The organism is Salmonella sp. SJTUF15591, from assembly GCF_043356435.1.
Classification (GTDB): domain Bacteria; phylum Pseudomonadota; class Gammaproteobacteria; order Enterobacterales; family Enterobacteriaceae; genus Salmonella; species Salmonella enterica.
Genome location: NZ_JBEUJO010000005.1, coordinates 154,601 through 173,020, shown reverse-complemented (window position 1 = coordinate 173,020; position 18,420 = coordinate 154,601). Strand labels below are relative to the sequence as shown.

At 53.4% G+C, this 18,420-nt stretch carries 17 protein-coding genes; 7 read left to right on the top strand and 10 right to left on the bottom strand.

What is annotated here, in order from left to right:
• Positions 1–115 precede the first annotated feature (115 nt).
• From purC to dapA, 3 genes are all read right to left on the bottom strand, one after another.
• On the bottom strand, positions 116–829 hold the full coding sequence (purC, locus tag ABVM99_RS13435; RefSeq protein WP_001171630.1) for a phosphoribosylaminoimidazolesuccinocarboxamide synthase: 714 nt from the start codon (positions 827–829) through the stop codon (positions 116–118).
• A gap of 174 nt (positions 830–1,003) precedes the next feature.
• A complete protein-coding gene (gene bamC / locus ABVM99_RS13430; protein ID WP_000331877.1) occupies positions 1,004–2,038 on the bottom strand; it encodes an outer membrane protein assembly factor BamC in 1,035 nt (344 codons plus the stop codon).
• Positions 2,039–2,054: 16 nt separating this feature from the next.
• Positions 2,055–2,933, bottom strand: a complete 879-nt coding sequence (dapA, locus tag ABVM99_RS13425; RefSeq protein WP_000494020.1) for a 4-hydroxy-tetrahydrodipicolinate synthase — start codon at positions 2,931–2,933, stop codon at positions 2,055–2,057.
• A 145-nt stretch (positions 2,934–3,078) separates the two neighbouring features.
• Between dapA and ABVM99_RS13420 the strand changes: the two genes are divergently transcribed.
• Both ABVM99_RS13420 and bcp read left to right on the top strand, forming a co-directional pair.
• Positions 3,079–3,651, top strand: coding sequence for a glycine cleavage system transcriptional repressor (locus ABVM99_RS13420; RefSeq protein WP_000189061.1), 573 nt, complete (start codon positions 3,079–3,081; stop codon positions 3,649–3,651).
• Positions 3,651–4,121 (top strand): thioredoxin-dependent thiol peroxidase, encoded by a 471-nt coding sequence (gene bcp, locus ABVM99_RS13415; RefSeq protein WP_001068686.1) that lies wholly within the window; start codon positions 3,651–3,653, stop codon positions 4,119–4,121. Before ABVM99_RS13420 ends, bcp begins: the two co-directional genes overlap by 1 nt.
• A gap of 46 nt (positions 4,122–4,167) precedes the next feature.
• Here the strand turns inward: bcp and ABVM99_RS13410 are convergent, their stop codons facing one another.
• The 4 genes from ABVM99_RS13410 to ABVM99_RS13395 all read right to left on the bottom strand — a co-directional run bounded on the left by ABVM99_RS13410 (position 4,168) and on the right by ABVM99_RS13395 (position 9,180).
• On the bottom strand, positions 4,168–5,307 hold the full coding sequence (locus ABVM99_RS13410; protein WP_023195311.1) for a glycerate kinase: 1,140 nt from the start codon (positions 5,305–5,307) through the stop codon (positions 4,168–4,170).
• A 5-nt stretch (positions 5,308–5,312) separates the two neighbouring features.
• Positions 5,313–6,581: a GntP family permease gene (locus tag ABVM99_RS13405; protein WP_000200859.1), complete on the bottom strand. Its 1,269-nt coding sequence runs from the start codon at positions 6,579–6,581 to the stop codon at positions 5,313–5,315.
• A gap of 67 nt (positions 6,582–6,648) precedes the next feature.
• Positions 6,649–7,836, bottom strand: a complete 1,188-nt coding sequence (locus ABVM99_RS13400) for a sugar diacid recognition domain-containing protein (protein ID WP_023205179.1) — start codon at positions 7,834–7,836, stop codon at positions 6,649–6,651.
• Between the two features lie 276 nt (positions 7,837–8,112).
• Positions 8,113–9,180, bottom strand: coding sequence for an AI-2E family transporter (locus ABVM99_RS13395; protein ID WP_000892056.1), 1,068 nt, complete (start codon positions 9,178–9,180; stop codon positions 8,113–8,115).
• Between the two features lie 207 nt (positions 9,181–9,387).
• Here ABVM99_RS13395 and bepA point away from each other — a divergent pair, with 207 nt between their 5' ends.
• Positions 9,388–10,851, top strand: a complete 1,464-nt coding sequence (gene bepA / locus ABVM99_RS13390) for a beta-barrel assembly-enhancing protease (protein WP_000489631.1) — start codon at positions 9,388–9,390, stop codon at positions 10,849–10,851.
• Between the two features lie 39 nt (positions 10,852–10,890).
• Positions 10,891–11,250 (top strand): arsenate reductase (glutaredoxin), encoded by a 360-nt coding sequence (gene arsC, locus ABVM99_RS13385; RefSeq protein ID WP_000132650.1) that lies wholly within the window; start codon positions 10,891–10,893, stop codon positions 11,248–11,250.
• Between the two features lie 26 nt (positions 11,251–11,276).
• Here arsC and ABVM99_RS13380 read toward each other — a convergent pair whose 3' ends face one another.
• The 3 genes from ABVM99_RS13380 to upp form a co-directional block, all read right to left on the bottom strand.
• The gene (locus ABVM99_RS13380) at positions 11,277–11,978 is read right to left on the bottom strand and encodes a DnaA inactivator Hda (protein WP_061835882.1); all 702 of its coding nucleotides are present in this window, start codon (positions 11,976–11,978) and stop codon (positions 11,277–11,279) included.
• A gap of 94 nt (positions 11,979–12,072) precedes the next feature.
• Positions 12,073–13,362, bottom strand: a complete 1,290-nt coding sequence (gene uraA / locus ABVM99_RS13375) for a uracil permease (RefSeq protein ID WP_000198343.1) — start codon at positions 13,360–13,362, stop codon at positions 12,073–12,075.
• A gap of 87 nt (positions 13,363–13,449) precedes the next feature.
• Positions 13,450–14,076, bottom strand: a complete 627-nt coding sequence (gene upp / locus ABVM99_RS13370; RefSeq protein ID WP_000706208.1) for a uracil phosphoribosyltransferase — start codon at positions 14,074–14,076, stop codon at positions 13,450–13,452.
• 413 nt (positions 14,077–14,489) lie between these two features.
• Here upp and purM point away from each other — a divergent pair, with 413 nt between their 5' ends.
• From purM to ppk1, 3 genes are all read left to right on the top strand, one after another.
• Complete coding sequence (purM, locus tag ABVM99_RS13365; RefSeq protein WP_000130477.1) at positions 14,490–15,527, top strand: phosphoribosylformylglycinamidine cyclo-ligase; 1,038 nt, start codon at positions 14,490–14,492, stop codon at positions 15,525–15,527.
• On the top strand, positions 15,527–16,165 hold the full coding sequence (gene purN / locus ABVM99_RS13360; protein WP_001028589.1) for a phosphoribosylglycinamide formyltransferase: 639 nt from the start codon (positions 15,527–15,529) through the stop codon (positions 16,163–16,165). The genes purM and purN overlap by 1 nt, the downstream gene beginning before the upstream one ends.
• Before the next feature lie 188 nt (positions 16,166–16,353).
• Positions 16,354–18,420: a polyphosphate kinase 1 gene (ppk1, locus tag ABVM99_RS13355; protein ID WP_000529555.1), complete on the top strand. Its 2,067-nt coding sequence runs from the start codon at positions 16,354–16,356 to the stop codon at positions 18,418–18,420.

Sequence of the window (18,420 nt, the reverse complement as noted above, 5' to 3'; positions counted from 1 at the left end):
TCTTTGTTATACAGATGATCGTAGGCGGTCAGGCGCAGGATTACCACAGGTAAACGCTATCAGAATGAGGAAAGGATGATACCGGAGAGCGGTTGCCCCCCGGTCAGAAGCGGAATTAATCTAATTTCACGCCCAGGCGATGCGCGACGGCTTCATAGGCTTCAATCAGACCGCCCAGGCTCTGGCGGAAGCGGTCTTTGTCCATTTTGTCCAGCGTCTCTTTATCCCACAGGCGGCTACCGTCCGGCGAAAACTCATCGCCCAGCACCACTTCGCCTTTATACAGGCCAAACTCCAGTTTGAAATCCACCAGGATAAGACCCGCGTCATCAAACAGTTTTTTCAGTACGTCGTTGGCTTTGTAGGTTAGCTCTTTCATACGCGCCAGATTTTCCTGACTTACCCAACCGAACGTTTCACAGTAGGAACTATTCACCATCGGGTCGTGCAGCGCGTCGTTTTTCAGGAACAGATCGAATATCGGCGGGTTAAGCTCCATGCCTTCTTCCACGCCCAGACGCTTGACCAGCGACCCTGCCGCACGGTTGCGCACCACACATTCAACCGGCACCATCTCCAGCTTCTTCACCAGACACTCGGTATCAGACAGCAAACGTTCCATCTGGGTCGGGATGCCCGCCTCGGCCAGTTTGGTCATAATGAAATGGTTGAATTTGTTATTTACCATGCCTTTGCGATCAAACTGTTCAATGCGCGCGCCATCCCCTGCTGACGTATCATTGCGGAATTCGAGCACCAACAGGTCCGGGTTTTCCGTGCTGTATACGGTTTTCGCTTTACCACGATACAACTCAGCTTGCTTTTGCATCTTTAACACTCCTGGGTGTGAATTAACGATAAGTATTCATTTCCTGCTACGCCTGCCGGAGACGTCGGCCTGTAATTGTGGTGCGAAATAGCGGTTAAATCGCGTTTTTGTACCGACGCACACGTTTGCGTATCTTATCAGAAAAAAGGGCCGGATTACTCCAGCCCTGTTAAATTACTTGTTGAACGCTGCCTGGAAGACGGCAACCAGCGCGTCGTTCTGGCTTTGCGTCAGAGTATGCCCCTTAGGATCGATAAACTGCAAGCTGCTGCGGTTATCTAAATCGCCGACCTGCAATTTATAGTCTCCGGATGCCAGGCCCGGGTCGCTAGCGCCCAGATCCCGCCAGTCGCTGTCAGACAACGGTTTGTACGTTACCGCCATGCTGCCCTGAGAGCGAGTGCTGTCGGTGACTTTCATGCCCACTTTTTCCAGCGCGGCCGGGAGGCGCTGCCACACGAGGTTGAACGGACCGCGAACGACCAGCATAGGTAAACCGGTATCATCAGCGGCGCTCTGCACATCCATCGTTGCGGCGGAACGGTTCTGCGCGGCATTTGCCGCATCCGTAGCGGTCTTATCCAGACCGGCGGAAATGACGTTCATCATTTCCGTGCTATAGCGCTGCAGCGACGCCGCGTCAGCGACCGGCTTGCCAGCCTGTTCCAGATTAACCAGTTTTACCGTTACCGCCTGCTGATAGCCCTGCGGCTTCACCGAGATTTGATAACGTCCACGATACTGTTCGTCTTCATCCAGGCGGTTCCAGTTCACCCAATCGGTCGTCAGGGTCTGGCTGGCATCGTCACGTTTTTCAATCGGATAATTTTTCGCCTGAATCACGCTGACGACTTGCGGCCACAGCGTGCTGCTACGACCATTTTCCACCAATAGCGTAGCGGTATCGCCAGAGAACTGGGTACGCGCGCCGCTCACTAACGCTAACGGCTGCGCTGGCGGACGGATATCCAACGCCTTACCAACCGCGCCGCTCCCCTTCGTGACCGGAATAACGTAGTCGCCGGTCGTTATCGGCAGGATCATTCCTGCCGGGGCGTGAAGTTCAGCAAGCGGCGCGGCATCCAGATAGGATTCATCGCCGCTTACCTGGCGCTTGTAGCGCGAATCGGAACTACAGGCAGCGAGCAGCAAAACAAGCGAAACACCCGCAACCTTCGCCAGGCGCGACTTTTGTACTGAGTAAGCCATCAAATCTCCCTAAACTTTACAGCAGGCCAGCATGCTGAAGCGCTGCTTTGACGATGTCACGACCATGGTCCGTGATAGGTGTCATTGGCAGGCGCAGCGTGTCGGTCGCCACAAGACCCAATGCCTTACATGCCCATTTCACCGGGATAGGATTGGGTTCGACAAATAGTTTGTTGTGTAACGGCATCAGACGCTGGTTGATAGCGCGCGCCTCGGCAAATTGCCCTTCCGCCGCCAGTTTGCACATGTCAGCCATCTCGCGCGCCGCTACGTTAGCCGTAACGGAAATCACGCCATGACCACCCAGTTGCATAAAGTCCAGCGCGGACGCGTCATCGCCGCTAAGCAGAATAAAATCGTCTGAAACCAGCTCTTTGATCTGGTGAACGCGGGTTAAGTTCCCTGTCGCCTCTTTGATAGCGATAATATTTTTTATTTCCGCCAGACGACCCACGGTTTCCGGCAACATGTCGCAGCCGGTACGGGACGGCACATTATACAGAATTTGCGGCAAGTCAGTGTGTTCCGCGATGGCTTTGAAATGCTGGAACAAACCTTCCTGCGTGGGGCGATTGTAGTACGGCGTCACCGTCAGGCAGCCAACAATGCCGCTATCGTTAAAACGCTGCGTCAGGCTAATCGCTTCCGCGGTCGCGTTTGCGCCCGTGCCGGCGATAACCGGAATACGTCCGTCAGCCAGTTCCAGCGTCATCATCACGACATCGCCATGTTCATCATGGCTTAGCGTGGCAGACTCGCCGGTGGTGCCAACCGAAACAATCGCCGAGGTACCGTTGGCGACATGATAATCAATGAGTTTTTTCAGGCAAGACCTACTGACGTTACCTTTCTCATCCATCGGCGTAACAAGCGCGACAATACTTCCCGTGAACATGGGCCATCCTCTGTGCAAACAAGTCTCTCAATGGTACGTTTGGTATGGCAATAAAAGCAAGCGACCAAAGCCGTTCTGATTGTTGTATGCAGGTTTTTTTTATGGTTTCCTTAAGATTACCTCACCGCTCAAAGGAATAACTGGTTTGACACCGTCATCACAACACTATTTGGTTATCACTGCGCTGGGCGCCGACAGGCCCGGTATTGTGAATACCATTACTCGCCATGTCAGCAGTTGCGGCTGTAATATCGAAGACAGCCGACTGGCGATGCTGGGCGATGAATTCACGTTTATTATGCTGTTGTCCGGCACGTGGAACGCGATTACCTTGATTGAATCGACATTGCCGTTAAAAGGCGCGGAGCTGGATCTGCTGATTGTGATGAAACGGACGTCCGACCGCCCCCGCCCGGCAATGCCCGCGACGGTATGGGTTCAGGTTGAGGTCGCCGACTCCCCGCATTTAATTGAGCGATTCACCGCGCTGTTTAATAGTCATGAAATGAATATTGCGGAGCTGGTCTCCCGCACGCAGCCGGCTGAAGGTGATAAAGCTGCGCAATTATTTATTCAAATCACCGCACATAGCCCGGCGTCGCAAAATTCCGCAAATATTGAGCAAGCCTTTAAAGCACTATGTACAGAACTCAATGCGCAAGGCAGTATAAACGTCGTCAATTACTCACAACATGATGAACAGGATGGAGTTAAGTAATGAATCCACTGAAAGCCGGTGATATCGCACCGAAATTTAGCTTGCCGGATCAAGACGGGGAACAAGTAAATTTGACCGACTTCCAGGGACAGCGCGTTCTGGTTTATTTCTACCCAAAAGCCATGACACCCGGCTGTACCGTGCAGGCCTGCGGCTTACGCGATAACATGGACGAGCTCAAAAAAGCAGGCGTGGACGTGCTGGGCATCAGCACCGATAAACCTGAAAAACTCTCCCGTTTCGCTGAAAAAGAGCTGCTGAACTTTACCCTTTTGTCCGATGAAAACCATCAGGTGTGTGAACAGTTCGGCGTCTGGGGCGAAAAGTCGTTTATGGGCAAAACGTATGACGGCATTCACCGCATCAGCTTTTTGATTGACGCTGATGGTAAGATTGAACACGTCTTTAATGATTTTAAAACCAGCAATCACCATGATGTGGTGTTGAACTGGCTGAAAGAAAACGCGTAAAAGCCTCAGGCCGCGCTGATGTGCGGCCTGGAAAGGGAATGCGCCGTCAGGCTTGCCGCGCCAGACGCCATATCGCCGCTACATTGCGCGCCGACAGGCTCAGGTTATATTCCGCCTCGTGTAAGGCTTCCGGCAGCGTAACGATATGCGACAAAATCGACAGCGCCGCATCGATACCCTGTTGATACACAACGTGATGATCGTGTTGCAGCCCACCGGCGAGCGCGATAACCGGTTTATGATACCGCTTCGCCACTCTGGCGACGCCAATCGGCGTCTTGCCGCAAATACTTTGGCTGTCCAGCCGCCCTTCTCCGGTAATCACCAGATCGGCATCTTTAACCGCCTGCTCAAGCTGTAGCGTTTCCACGACAATCTCTACGCCGGCGCGTAATTCCGCATTGAGCAATCCTAAAAGCGCGGCGCCCATTCCACCTGCCGCACCCGCGCCGGGAGCGTTAATCACCTCACGTCCCGTAGCCTGATAAATATGCCGGCCCCAGTTTTCCAGCGCCGCGTCCAGGGTATTCACCATTTCCGCTGTCGCCCCTTTTTGTGGGCCAAAAATGGCCGATGCGCCATGGGGACCACACAGCGGATTGTTGACATCGCACGCCACGGTTATCGATACCTTACGCAGCAATGGGTGACAACCGGACAGATCGATAGAGGCCAGCGCCGCCAGCGCCTCGCCGCCCGGAGAAAGCGAGCGCCCCTGTTTATCGCGCAATATAACGCCAAGCGCCTGCATCATCCCCGCGCCGCCGTCATTCGTCGCGCTGCCGCCAATTCCCAGAATAATACGCTTTACGCCACGCTCCAGCGCCGCGACGATTAACTCGCCGGTGCCGTAGCTGGTGGTATTAAGCGGGTTGCGCAATTCAGGCGAAACGTGATGCAGCCCGGATGCCGCCGCCATTTCAATCACGGCGGTATCGCTATCGCCCAGCATTCCCCAGCGCGCGGCCACCGGTTGCCCAAGCGGGCCTTGTACCCACTGGTCGACATAACGCCCGCCGCTGGCCTCCACCATTGATTGTACGGTTCCTTCCCCGCCATCCGCCATGGGCACTTTAACGTAGTCGGCGTCAGGATAAATTTCGCGGAACCCCTTTTCTATCGCCTCAGCGACCGCCATTGCGGACAAACTTTCTTTAAATGAATCAGGAGCAATAACAATTTTCATAGGGATTATCCTGCAAAACCAAAGAAACCGAACATCAGAGTAGAAATAAAGGTAATGGCTAACCCCACCAGCGTTTCATACGGCATTAGCTTTAAACGTTCATGAATTTGCATATTGACGCTGCCGCCCGTCGCGTGGAAAAAGCTGCCGTGCGGCAGATGGTCCAGCACCGTGGCGCCCGCATGGATCATAGCGGCTCCCGCCAGGGCGGAAACGCCAAGTTCAAGTAACGTGGGAGAGAAAACGCCGGACGCCACCGCCGTTCCCGCCGTGGTTGAGGCCGTCGCCATTGACATCATGGCGCCAGACACGGGCGCCAGCAGCCAGGACGGCAATCCCGAAGCGGTGAGGCCATGAATCAGGACATCTTTAAGTTCGGAATTAGCGATAATGCCGGCCAGCGTACCGGTTCCCAGCAACATAATAGCGACAGGCGCCATACGCATCAGACCAGCGACCATGTACTGGTTACAGTGGCGCGCGCGTCCCATCAACAACAGACCGACCAATCCCCCTACGGGCAGGGCAATTAACGGGTCAATGGAAATGCCGGCAAACGGACGGAGAGAAAGCAGGAAAATAGCGACCAGCGGCGCGCTAATCGCCACCAGAAAGCCGGGTCTGGCGACGGAGTCATCATGGTGAGTCACTTCATGATCGGCGACGCCCGCGCCTTTATTATTCAGCCGTTTCGCTAACAGATAGGCGATAATAAGCCCAACGATGCCCGGAACCACGCCCGCCAGCATAATAGAGGTAAGAGGAACATGAAACGCATCGGAGGCGGCAATAGCGTTCGGGTTAGGTGACATCACGTTACCCGCTTTGCCGCCGCCAACCATCGCCAGCAGAATAGCGCTTTTTGACAGGCCTGCATTACGCGCAATCGACAGCGCAATCGGCGCGACGGTAATCACCGCCACATCAATAAATACGCCGACGGCGGTCAAACATAGTGTGGCAATGGCTAATGCCAATAATGCCCGGGTTTCCCCCACTTTGCGGACAATCGTCTCAGCAATCGTATTCGCCGCCCCGGACTCAATTAATACGCCCGCCAGTACGCCTGCGGCCAGAATACGCAATACGGCATTAACGATGCCCTGCGCGCCTGACACCATCAGCGACACGGTTTGCAGAAGATCGGCGCCGCCAATCAAACCGCCGACCAGCGCGCCCGCCATCATGCCGTAGGCTGGCGACACTTTTCTTAAAATTAATACGATGGCCACAACCAATGCGGCAATGGCTCCCAGGGTGGATATCGACGTCATATACTGCGCCTCCTTTAACATGGAGCGCGCAGTATGGAAAAACCCGCCTAAAAATCCGCTGGAGCTTTCAACAAATTTCGATTCGACCTGGCAGCGGTAACTTGTCGGACGGTACAGATTCGGCCTGGAGCTCCATACCGATATAAAGCCAAAGCGTACTTTTTAACTCGTTGATTTTTATGTGCGTAATATCCTCACAGCGCTGTAAGCGATAGCGCAATGTATTCACATGAATATGCAATGCTTTGGCCGTTTGCGTCAGGTCACAATTATGTTCAAACCAGGTCCGCAGCGTCTGTTGCAATACGCCTTTCGCGTCATGTTGCGCCAGTTGCAGCCACAGACGCGATAACTCCTGCACTTGCCAACTTTCAGACAGCCCGCTTAGCAGCGCGGGAAGCGCATGGTCATGATAAAAAATGTACTGGCTGCGCAGCTTTTGTCTTTTCGCCATCGCCTGCGTGGCTCTCGCAGTGAGCAAAGATCGGTGCAATCCCGTCTCGCCGGCAAAATAACCCCCAACCAAAATACGGCTAACGCCCGATGATGCAGCCCATGATTTAAAAATCTGCAATTCGCCCATTTCCTGGCGGGTATTCCACTTTCCCTCTTTTAACGTGATAGGCTTAATAATGATTAATTCATTAAATTCGGTAAACGTCACCAAATGGTTGCGCGCGTGATTCTCGAAATAATCCATTACATTGCGCAGCGCTTCGCGATCCGGCTGGGAAAGTTCAATAATCAGCACCACTCTGGGAACCGCCAGATCAATGCCCAGATAGGCCGCCATAGAGCGCAACGACTCTGTTGAATTTTCTCGCAAAATCAATTGGTTGATCAGCTCTTCGCGATAGCGTTTATCCCACTGTCGCTGTTCGATCAGCACCATATGCTCGATCACCAGCTCCGCCGCCATTTTAACCAGCTCGGCATACGCGCGAACCTCCTCCGGTTCGCCGGTAATGCCGACCACGCCGATAAGCTGTTCATGAAAAGAGATGGGAAGATTAATGCCGGATCGCACGCCTTTTAGCTGATTGGCGGTAGCGGAATCAATTTCTACAATACGGTTTTCCTTCAGCGCCAGAATGGCCCCTTCGTGACGCTGGCGAAGCCGCGAAGGTTCGCCAGACGCGATAATGACGCCATGTTCATCCATGACGTTTACCGAGTAAGGAATAATTTTCATGGCTCGCTGTACAATTTGCCGCGCGGTATACCCTTTCAAGTAATGTTTTCTCAACACACTCATTCCCTGTTTCGTTATCGCTTCACATTAAAAAAACAATCTCGCATCAATGATGTCACTTATTAACGAATTTCTCAGAAGAATGCTTAGGCTAAGTCACCAAATTTTGGCGGCTTTACAGCGAGAATTTTGTAGGTTCCAACAATAAAAATGCCGCAACACGGTGCGGCATTAAAAAAAAGAGCGGCTTTCTAAGCGCTTGTCCCTCATCAGGCGTGCGCAAAATGGCGGCAGGGCACTATGATGTCGTTCACGCTTTACAACTTTTGTACAGGCCGCTCAGGATGAGGCATCTGTCACCTGACCATCCGGCCAGGCATGGACAACGGCTTTAATCAGCGTCGCCAATGGAATGGCGAAAAACACTCCCCAGAAACCCCACAGACCGCCGAAAATCACCACTGACAGAATAATCACCAGCGGATGCAAATTCACCGCTTCGGAGAAAAGTACCGGTACCAGCAGATTGCCATCCAGCGCCTGAATAATCAGATAAACGGCAAAACAGCTCCAGAATTCCGTCCCCAGGCCAAACTGAAACAGCGCGACGCCCACCACCGGAATTGTCACCACAAAGGCGCCGATATAGGGGATCAGAACCGAAAAGCCCACCAGTACCGCCAACAGTAGCGAATAGTTGAGGCCAAACAGCAAAAAGCCCAGCCAGGTCGCTACGCCCACCACCACCATCTCCAGCACTTTTCCGCGGATATAGTTGGTGATCTGCTGATTCATCTCATTCCACACCTGCCCCGCCAGCCCGCGATTACGCGGCAGCACGCGGCGCACGGCATTCAGCATCTGCTCTTTATCTTTTACCAGGAAAAAGACCATCAGCGGCACCAGCACCAGATATACAGCCAGCGTCAGTAGCCCGACTAACGAAGCCAGCGAATACTTCACCACCGAATCGCCCATGTTAAGCATCCGGGTACGCATGTTTTCCGCCATCGCATCAATAATGCCCGCATCCATCAGCGCCGGATAGCGTCGCGGCAAGGTCGCGGCAAAATCGGACAGTTTATTCAGCATACCGGGCATATCACGAATCAGGTAAATACCCTGCTGCCAGGCAATCGGCATCACCACAAACGCCATTAATAACAGAATGCCGACAAAGAGGATAAGGACAATGGAGGCTGCCCAGCGCCGGGAACAGCCAATCGCCTGCAGGCGCGCCGTCGGCCACTCCAGCAGGTAGGCCAGTACGATAGCGACCAGCAGCGGCGCTAACAGGCCGCTAAAGAAAAAGAGGATGCTAAAACCAGCCACCAGAATGACCAGCAAGGCAATCGCCTCCGGGTCGCTGAAGCGACGGCGATACCATTGCATTAACATTTCGAGCATAAAACCCTTCCCAGAACTCAACTGCGGGATTGTGATGCCGAATTGTATCGAAATGTCACAAAAAAGACTTCGCTTTTTATCGTTGATTCAGGAAACTAAAATAGTGAGTCTGTGCTCATCACAGTTACACTTATGAAGTGTCGGAGCGTGGAACGATATTTCACGACGTTGGTCAAAGGGCTATCTCAAAACAACAGGATAGAGGTTATGTTCAGGCAGTTGAAAAAAAACCTGGTGGCAACCCTCATTGCAGCATTGGCTCTCGGTCAGGTCGCGCCCGCATTTGCCGACCCTGCCGACACGCTGCCCGATATGGGAACCTCGGCAGGAAGCACGCTTTCTATCGGACAAGAGATGCAAATGGGCGACTTTTATGTGCGCCAGCTACGCGGCAGCGCGCCGTTAATCAACGATCCGCTGCTGGTGCAATACATTAACGCGCTGGGTATGCGTCTGGTCTCGCACGCCGACTCCGTCAAAACGCCCTTCCATTTTTTCTTGATCAATAATGACGAAATCAACGCGTTCGCGTTCTTTGGCGGCAATGTGGTGCTGCACTCGGCGCTTTTTCGCTACGCGGATAACGAAAGCCAGCTAGCTTCAGTCATGGCGCATGAAATCTCCCACGTGACGCAGCGCCACCTGGCGCGCGCGATGGAAGATCAAAAGCGCAGCGCGCCGCTTACCTGGGTGGGCGCGCTGGGTTCCATTTTGCTGGCCATGGCTAGCCCACAGGCCGGTATGGCGGCGCTAACCGGTACTCTGGCGGGAACGCGCCAGGGAATGATAAGTTTCACCCAGCAAAATGAGCAAGAAGCCGACCGTATTGGTATTCAGGTACTGCAACGCGCCGGATTTGACCCACAGGCGATGCCCTCTTTCCTCGAAAAACTGCTCGACCAGGCGCGTTACTCCACGCGTCCGCCTGAAATTTTGCTCACTCACCCCTTACCGGAAAGCCGCCTTGCGGATGCCCGCAACCGTGCCAACCAGATGCGCCCGGTCGTGGTGCAATCTTCCGCTGACTTCTATCTCGCCAAAGCGCGCGCCCTGGGAATGTACAATTCCGGACGTAACCAGCTTACCAGCGACCTGCTGGATCAGTGGTCTAAAGGCAACGTGCGTCAGCAACATGCGGCGCAATATGGCCGGGCGTTGCAGGCGATGGAAGCGAGCAAGTACGATGAAGCGCGCAAAACGTTGCAGCCGCTATTAAGCGCGGAACCGAACAATGCCTGGTATCTTGACCTCGCCACCGATATTGACCTCGGGCAGAAAAGAGCCAACGACGCGATTAATCGCCTGAAAAATGCCCGCGATCTGCGCGTTAATCCTGTGCTGCAGTTAAACCTCGCCAATGCGTACCTCCAGGGAGGCCAGCCGAAAGCGGCGGAAACCATTCTGAATCGCTACACCTTTAGCCATAAAGATGACGGTAACGGCTGGGATCTGCTTGCTCAGGCCGAAGCCGCGCTGAACAACCGCGATCAGGAGCTGGCGGCGCGCGCTGAAAGTTATGCGCTGGCGGGACGACTGGATCAGGCAATTTCACTGCTCAGTAGCGCCAGCGCCCAGGCAAAACTGGGTAGCCAGCAACAGGCGCGTTACGATGCGCGTATCGACCAGCTGCGCCAGTTACAGGAACGCTTCAAGCCATACACGAAAATGTAATCGCCGTTTATTAGCCGGATGGCGTCACAAGGAGAACTCATGACCGACACGATTAAAATCTACCATAACCCGCGCTGCTCGAAGAGCCGCGACACGCTGAACCTGCTGAAATCTAACGGCGTGGAACCGGAAGTGGTGCTTTATCTGGATACGCCCGCCGACGCCGCCACCGTGCGGGAACTGCTGCGTATGTTGGGCATGTCCAGCGCGCGCGAACTGATGCGCCAGAAAGAAGATCTCTATAAGACGCTTCACCTGGCGGATAGCCAGCTAAGTGAAGAGGCGTTAATCCAGGCGCTGGTTGAACACCCTAAACTGATGGAGCGCCCCATTGTGGTAGCAAATGGCCAGGCGCGCATTGGCCGACCGCCTGAGCAGGTGCTGGACATCCTCGGTTAACCGTTGAACGCCGCCGTCGCGGCGTATTACAGTTTCAGGATCTCTTTGACAAACGGGATCGTCAGTTTTCGCTGGGCAGTGATCGACGCATGATCGAGCTGATCCAGCGTCATAAACAGCGTGCGCATTTCGCGATCAAGACGTTTGAGTAAAAACCGCCCGACATCTTCCGGCAGTTCAAACCCCCGTAACCGGGCGCGCAACTGTAGCGCCTGAAGTTTGTCTTCATCGGAAAGAGGCTGGAGTTTATAGATTTGCCCCCAGTCCAGACGGGAAGCGAGATCGGGCAAGCCCAGATTTAACTGTCTTGGCGGACGATCGCCGGTGATCAATAACCGCGTCTTACCGGACTCCAGAATGCGGTTATAGAGATCAAAGATCGCCATCTCCCACAGTTCATCGCCAGCAACACACTCAATGTTATCAATACACACCAGCGAGAGGTGTTCCATACCGTCGAGCACTTCCGGCACGAACCAGGTGCGTTTATCGAGCGGGACGTAGCCTACCGCATCTCCACGCTGCGACAGTTCAGCGCAGGCGGCGTGCAGCAAATGGCTGCGGCCCGCGCCTTCACGCGCCCAAAGGTAGATATATCCACTATGTTCCTGGCGCAACACGTTTTGTAACGCGGCCAGTAGAGAGGCGTTATCCCCCGGCCAGAAACTTGCGAAAGTTTCGTCGTCAGGAAGATAAAGTGGCAAAGAGAGCTGTGCCGGTGTGTTCAGAGATACCTCAACCCAGGATGACATAAAATCGCGCTGAGTTTACCACATAATTCCCTTGAGATAGAACCGGGCAGCATCGCTGCCCGGCAACCCGTTACTGATGCGGAGGCTCCGCATCATTTGCCTCCAGTACCACTTCTTCCGGACGCAACAGGCTAATCAGTTTAAAAATCAGGCTCAGGCAAATCCCGACGATGGTCGCCAGCGCCATCCCTTTCAATTCTGCCGCGCCGATATGCACTTTCGCGCCGCTCACGCCGATGATCAAAATCACCGAGGTGAGGATCAGGTTTTGCGCTTTGTTGTAGTCGACTTTTGATTCGATCAATACGCGAATCCCCGACGCGCCGATAACGCCGTACAACAGCAGCGAGACGCCGCCCATCACGGGTAACGGGATAATCTGAATCGCCGCCGCCAGTTTGCCGACGCAGGAAAGCAGAATGGCGAAAATCGCCGCGCCGCCGATAACCCAGGTACTGTAAACGCGGGTGATCGCCATGACGCCAATATTTTCCCCATAGGTGGTATTCGGCGTGGAGCCGAAGAAACCGGAAACGATCGTCGATAGTCCGTTAGCGAACATCGAGCGGTGCAAACCGGGATCGCGCACTAAATCCTTTTTGACGATATTCGCCGTCACCACCAGATGACCGACATGCTCGGCGATCACGACCAACGCCGCGGGCAGAATCGTCAGGATCGCGAACCATTCAAAACGCGGCGTATAGAAAGTCGGTAGCGCAAACCAGTGTGCCTGGGCAATCGGCGTGGTATCGACCACTCCCAGCGCGAATGACAGCGCATAGCCCGCCAGCACGCCGATCAAAATCGGAATGATCGCCAGGAAACCGCGAAACAGTACGGAGCCGAACACCGTCACCGCCAGCGTGACCATGGAGATGATAATTGTTTTCGTGTCCGGCGACTGCCCTTGCGCAGGCAGCAATCCGGCCATCCCCGCCGCGACGCCAGCCAGCTCCAGACCGATGACGGCAACGATTGCGCCCATTGCCGCAGGCGGGAACATCACATCCAGCCAGCCGGTGCCCGCTTTTTTAACGATGAAAGAGACCAGACAGAACAGCACGCCGCACATAATAAAACCGCCCAGCGCCACTTCATAACCCAGCGGCAACAGCAGTAGTACCGGGGAAATAAAGGCAAAGCTCGATCCGAGGTAGGCCGGAATTTTACCTTTGCAGATAAAGAGATACAGCAACGTTCCGATACCGTTAAACAGCAGCACCGTCGCGGGGTTGATATGAAACAGAACTGGCACCAGCACGGTCGCGCCAAACATGGCGAAAAGGTGCTGTAAACTAAGCGGGATTGTCTGTAAAAGCGGCGGTCTTTCACTCACCCCGATAGCACGGCGCGTCATAGTGTTTTCCTCTAAGTGTGTTTGTTATGAGTTGTTTTATTCAAAAAAAAGCCGACTCTTAAAGTCGGCTTTTAATTATTTATTCACTTATTTGGTACCAAAAATCTTATCGCCGGCATCGCCAAGCCCCGGAATAATGTATCCGTGCTCGTTAAGCCCCTGATCGATAGAGGCGGTGTACAGTTCAACGTCCGGGTGCGCTTTTTCCAGCGCCGCAATGCCTTCCGGCGCGGCGACCAGCACCAGCACCTTAATGCTGCTACAGCCTGCTTTTTTCAGCAGGTCGATGGTCGCGATGACAGAACCGCCGGTCGCCAGCATCGGGTCGACGATCAGCGCCATGCGCTCATCAATGTTCGATACCAGTTTCTGGAAATAAGGTACTGGCTCAAGCGTCTCTTCGTTACGGTACATCCCGACTACGCTGATACGCGCGCTCGGTACATTTTCCAGAACGCCTTCCATCATGCCCAGACCCGCGCGCAGAATCGGCACAACGGTAATTTTTTTACCTTTGATCTGGTCGATTTCCACCGGGCCATTCCAGCCTTCGATGGTGACTTTTTCCGTTTCCAGGTCGGCTGTCGCTTCATACGTCAGCAGGCTGCCTACTTCTGAGGCGAGTTCACGAAAGCGTTTAGTGCTAATGTCGTTTTCACGCATCAGACCCAGCTTGTGTTTGACGAGTGGGTGTTTGACTTCCACGATCTTCATACTCTTCTCCTATCCTCAGATGACTGGCAACCACAAAAAAAATCGCCGGATTATACCGCTTTTCCTCTCTGACGCAACACAATGTATGCTTGACCTGGATCAACCAAAAGCGCAGATAGCGGAAAAGTGAGTATAAATCACTCACGTTGAAACAGGCGATAAAGGCTAACAACCGTTTGAATCTTAGCAATTTTAAGGATGAATGGCCTGTCCCGACCGCCTGTCGTAAACCAAGTGCTGGATATCCTTTTCTTTTTTACCAACAGAGAAATTTTCAAGCAGCGACCGAAACCATGCCAAAAAAATCGTCCGGATATCCAGGGCGCAGACCACGCTCGCAAACGTTTGCTTTCCCTGTTAGAATTGCGCCGAATTTAACTTTTACCGCAAGAAAAAACGTGGGGAACCAGGCAGTGACCGATAAGACCTCTCTTAGCTATAAAGATGCCGGCGTCGATATTGATGCGGGTAACGCTCTGGTTGATCGAATCAAAGGCGTAGTGAAGAAAACTCGCCGCCCGGAGGTTATGGGCGGTCTGGGCGGTTTCGGTGCGCTGTGCGCGTTGCCGCAAAAATATCGTGAACCGGTACTGGTTTCCGGCACTGACGGCGTAGGCACGAAACTTCGCCTGGCGATGGACTTAAAGCGTCACGACGCTATCGGTATTGATCTGGTGGCGATGTGCGTAAACGATCTGGTCGTTCAGGGCGCGGAACCGCTGTTTTTCCTCGATTACTATGCCACGGGTAAACTGGATGTCGATACCGCCGCCAGCGTGATCAACGGTATTGCCGAAGGCTGCCTGCAATCCGGCTGCGCGCTGGTCGGCGGCGAGACGGCGGAAATGCCGGGCATGTATCACGGCGAAGATTACGATGTGGCGGGTTTCTGCGTCGGCGTAGTCGAAAAATCAGAAATCATCGACGGCTCCCGGGTTGCCGAAGGCGACGTGCTGATTGCGCTCGGCTCCAGCGGCCCGCACTCGAATGGATATTCGCTGGTGCGGAAAATTATTGACGTTAGCGGCTGCGACCCACAAACCACTTTGCTGGAAGGGAAGCCGCTGGCCGATCATCTGCTTGAACCGACCCGTATCTACGTAAAATCGGTTCTGGAACTGATTGAAAACGTCGATGTACACGCTATCGCCCACCTCACCGGCGGCGGCTTTTGGGAAAATATTCCGCGCGTTCTGCCGGAGAATACCCAGGCGGTAATTAATGAGTCGTCATGGCAGTGGCCCGCCATCTTTACCTGGCTGCAAACCGCCGGTAATGTCAGCCGACATGAAATGTACCGTACCTTTAACTGCGGCGTCGGCATGGTGATTGCGCTCTCCGCTCCGGAAGCGGACAAAGCGCTTGCTCTGCTAAACGAGAAAGGTGAAAACGCATGGAAAATCGGTATCATCAAAGCCTCTGATTCCGAACAGCGTGTGGTTATTGAATAATGAATATTGTGGTGCTGATTTCCGGCAATGGAAGCAATTTACAGGCGATTATCGATGCCTGCGAAGCGAAGAAAATTAAAGGCACCCTCAGGGCAGTATTCAGCAATAAGGCCGACGCGTTCGGCCTTGAACGCGCCAGAGAAGCCGGTATTCCGGCGCAAGCGCTGACTGCCGATCGGTTTGACAGCCGCGACGCCTTCGATCGCGAGTTGATTCGCAAGATAGACGCGTATGCGCCCGATGTGGTCGTGCTGGCCGGTTTTATGCGTATTCTGAGTCCGATGTTTGTCGCGCATTACTACGGGCGTCTGCTGAACATTCACCCTTCCCTGCTGCCAAAATATCCAGGGTTGCATACCCATCGCCAGGCGCTGGAAAACGGCGATGAGGAGCACGGTACCTCGGTGCATTTCGTGACAGACGAACTCGACGGCGGCCCGGTCATTCTCCAGGCGAAGGTGCCGGTTTTTGCCGACGACAGCGAAGATGATATCACCGCACGCGTACAGACTCAGGAACATGCGATTTATCCGCTGGTGATTAGCTGGTTTGCGCAGGGGCGTCTAAAGATGCGCGATAACGCCGCCTGGCTGGACGGGCGTCGTCTGCCGCCGCAAGGTTATGCGTCTGACGAATAATACGTCATCGAACAGGACTGCGTCTGCTTGCCGGATGGCGGCATAAATGCCTATCCGGCCTACTCTTTTCCCTTCCTTTATGCTATCAGTTTATTGTCATATTTTTCTGGCGCAGTTGGACATTAACGCGTAATGCTCGCCATAATCATCAGGCAGTGTCCCGTGAATAAAACGGAGTATAGGTAGTAATGGGTCAGGAAAAGCTATATATCGAGAAAGAACTAAGCTGGTTAGCATTTAACGAACGCGTGTTACAGGAAGCGGCGGACAAATCCAACCCGTTGATTGAGCGGATGCGGTTCCTGGGAATCTATTCTAATAACCTCGACGAGTTCTACAAAGTGCGTTTCGCTGAACTGAAACGACGTATTATTATCAGCGAAGAACAGGGTTCAAATTCTCATTCACGCCATTTGTTAGGCAAAATTCAGTCCCGCGTGTTGAAAGCAGACCAGGAGTTCGACGGCCTGTACAACGAATTACTGCTGGAAATGGCGCGTAATCAAATCTTTCTGATCAACGAGCGTCAGCTCTCGGTGAACCAACAAAGCTGGTTGCGCCACTATTTTAAGCACTATTTGCGCCAGCATATTACCCCGATTCTCATTAACCGGGAGACGGATCTTGTTCAGTTTTTAAAAGATGATTACACCTATCTGGCGGTGGAGATTATCCGCGGCGACACCATCAACTATGCGCTGCTGGAGATACCGTCCGACAAAGTCCCACGCTTCGTTAATCTGCCGCCGGAAACACCACGCAGACGCAAACCGATGATCCTTCTGGATAATATTCTGCGCTACTGCCTGGATGACATTTTTAAAGGGTTCTTCGACTATGACGCGCTTAATGCCTATTCGATGAAAATGACCCGCGATGCCGAATATGACCTGGTGCATGAGATGGAATCCAGTCTGATGGAGCTGATGTCTTCCAGCCTGAAGCAGCGCCTGACCGCTGAACCTGTGCGCTTTGTCTATCAACGCGATATGCCCGCCGCGCTGGTCGACGTGCTGCGGGAAAAACTGACGATCTCCCGGTATGACTCAATCGTACCCGGCGGGCGCTACCACAATTTTAAAGACTTTATTAATTTTCCGAATGTCGGTAAAGCCAACCTGGTCAATAAGCCGTTACCGCGGTTACGCCATCTTTGGTTTGATAAAGAGAAGTTTCGTAACGGTTTCGACGCGATTCGCGAACGTGATGTGCTGCTCTATTATCCTTATCACACCTTTGAACATGTGCTGGAACTGCTGCGTCAGGCGTCGTTTGACCCAAGCGTGCTGGCGATCAAAATCAATATTTATCGCGTAGCGAAAGACTCGCGCATTATTGACTCGATGATCCATGCCGCCCATAACGGCAAAAAAGTTACCGTGGTGGTGGAGTTGCAGGCGCGCTTCGATGAAGAGGCGAATATTCACTGGGCCAAGCGGTTAACCGAAGCGGGCGTCCACGTTATTTTCTCTGCGCCCGGGCTGAAAATTCACGCCAAACTCTTCCTCATCTCACGAAAAGAGGGCGATGACGTGGTACGTTATGCGCATATCGGCACCGGTAACTTCAACGAAAAAACAGCGCGGCTGTATACCGATTATTCGCTGCTGACCGCCGATGCGCGCATTACCAATGAAGTGCGCCGGGTCTTTAATTTTATTGAAAACCCCTATCGCCCGGTCACTTTCGATTATTTGATGGTTTCTCCACAAAACTCACGGCGCCTGCTGTATGAGATGATCGATCGTGAAATCGCCAATGCCCAGCAAGGCTTACCGTCAGGGATTACCTTAAAGCTTAACAACCTGGTCGATAAAGGGTTGGTCGACAGGCTATACGCCGCGTCGGGTTCGGGCGTCCAGGTCAATCTACTGGTGCGCGGTATGTGCTCTCTTATTCCGCAACTGGAAGGCATTAGCGATAATATTCGTGCGATTAGCATCGTGGATCGCTATCTGGAACACGATCGGGTTTATATTTTCGAAAACGGCGGTGATAAGCAAGTTTGGCTCTCTTCAGCTGACTGGATGACGCGTAATATTGACTACCGTATCGAAGTCGCTACGCCTATCCTCGACCCGCGGCTTAAACAACGCGTCCTGGATATCATTGACATTCTGTTTAGCGACACGGTAAAAGCGCGTTTTATCGATAAAGAACTCAGCAACCGCTACGTACCGCGCGGCAATCGCCGTAAAGTCCAGGCGCAGCTGGCAATTTATGACTACATCAAATCACTCGAGCAACCAGACTAA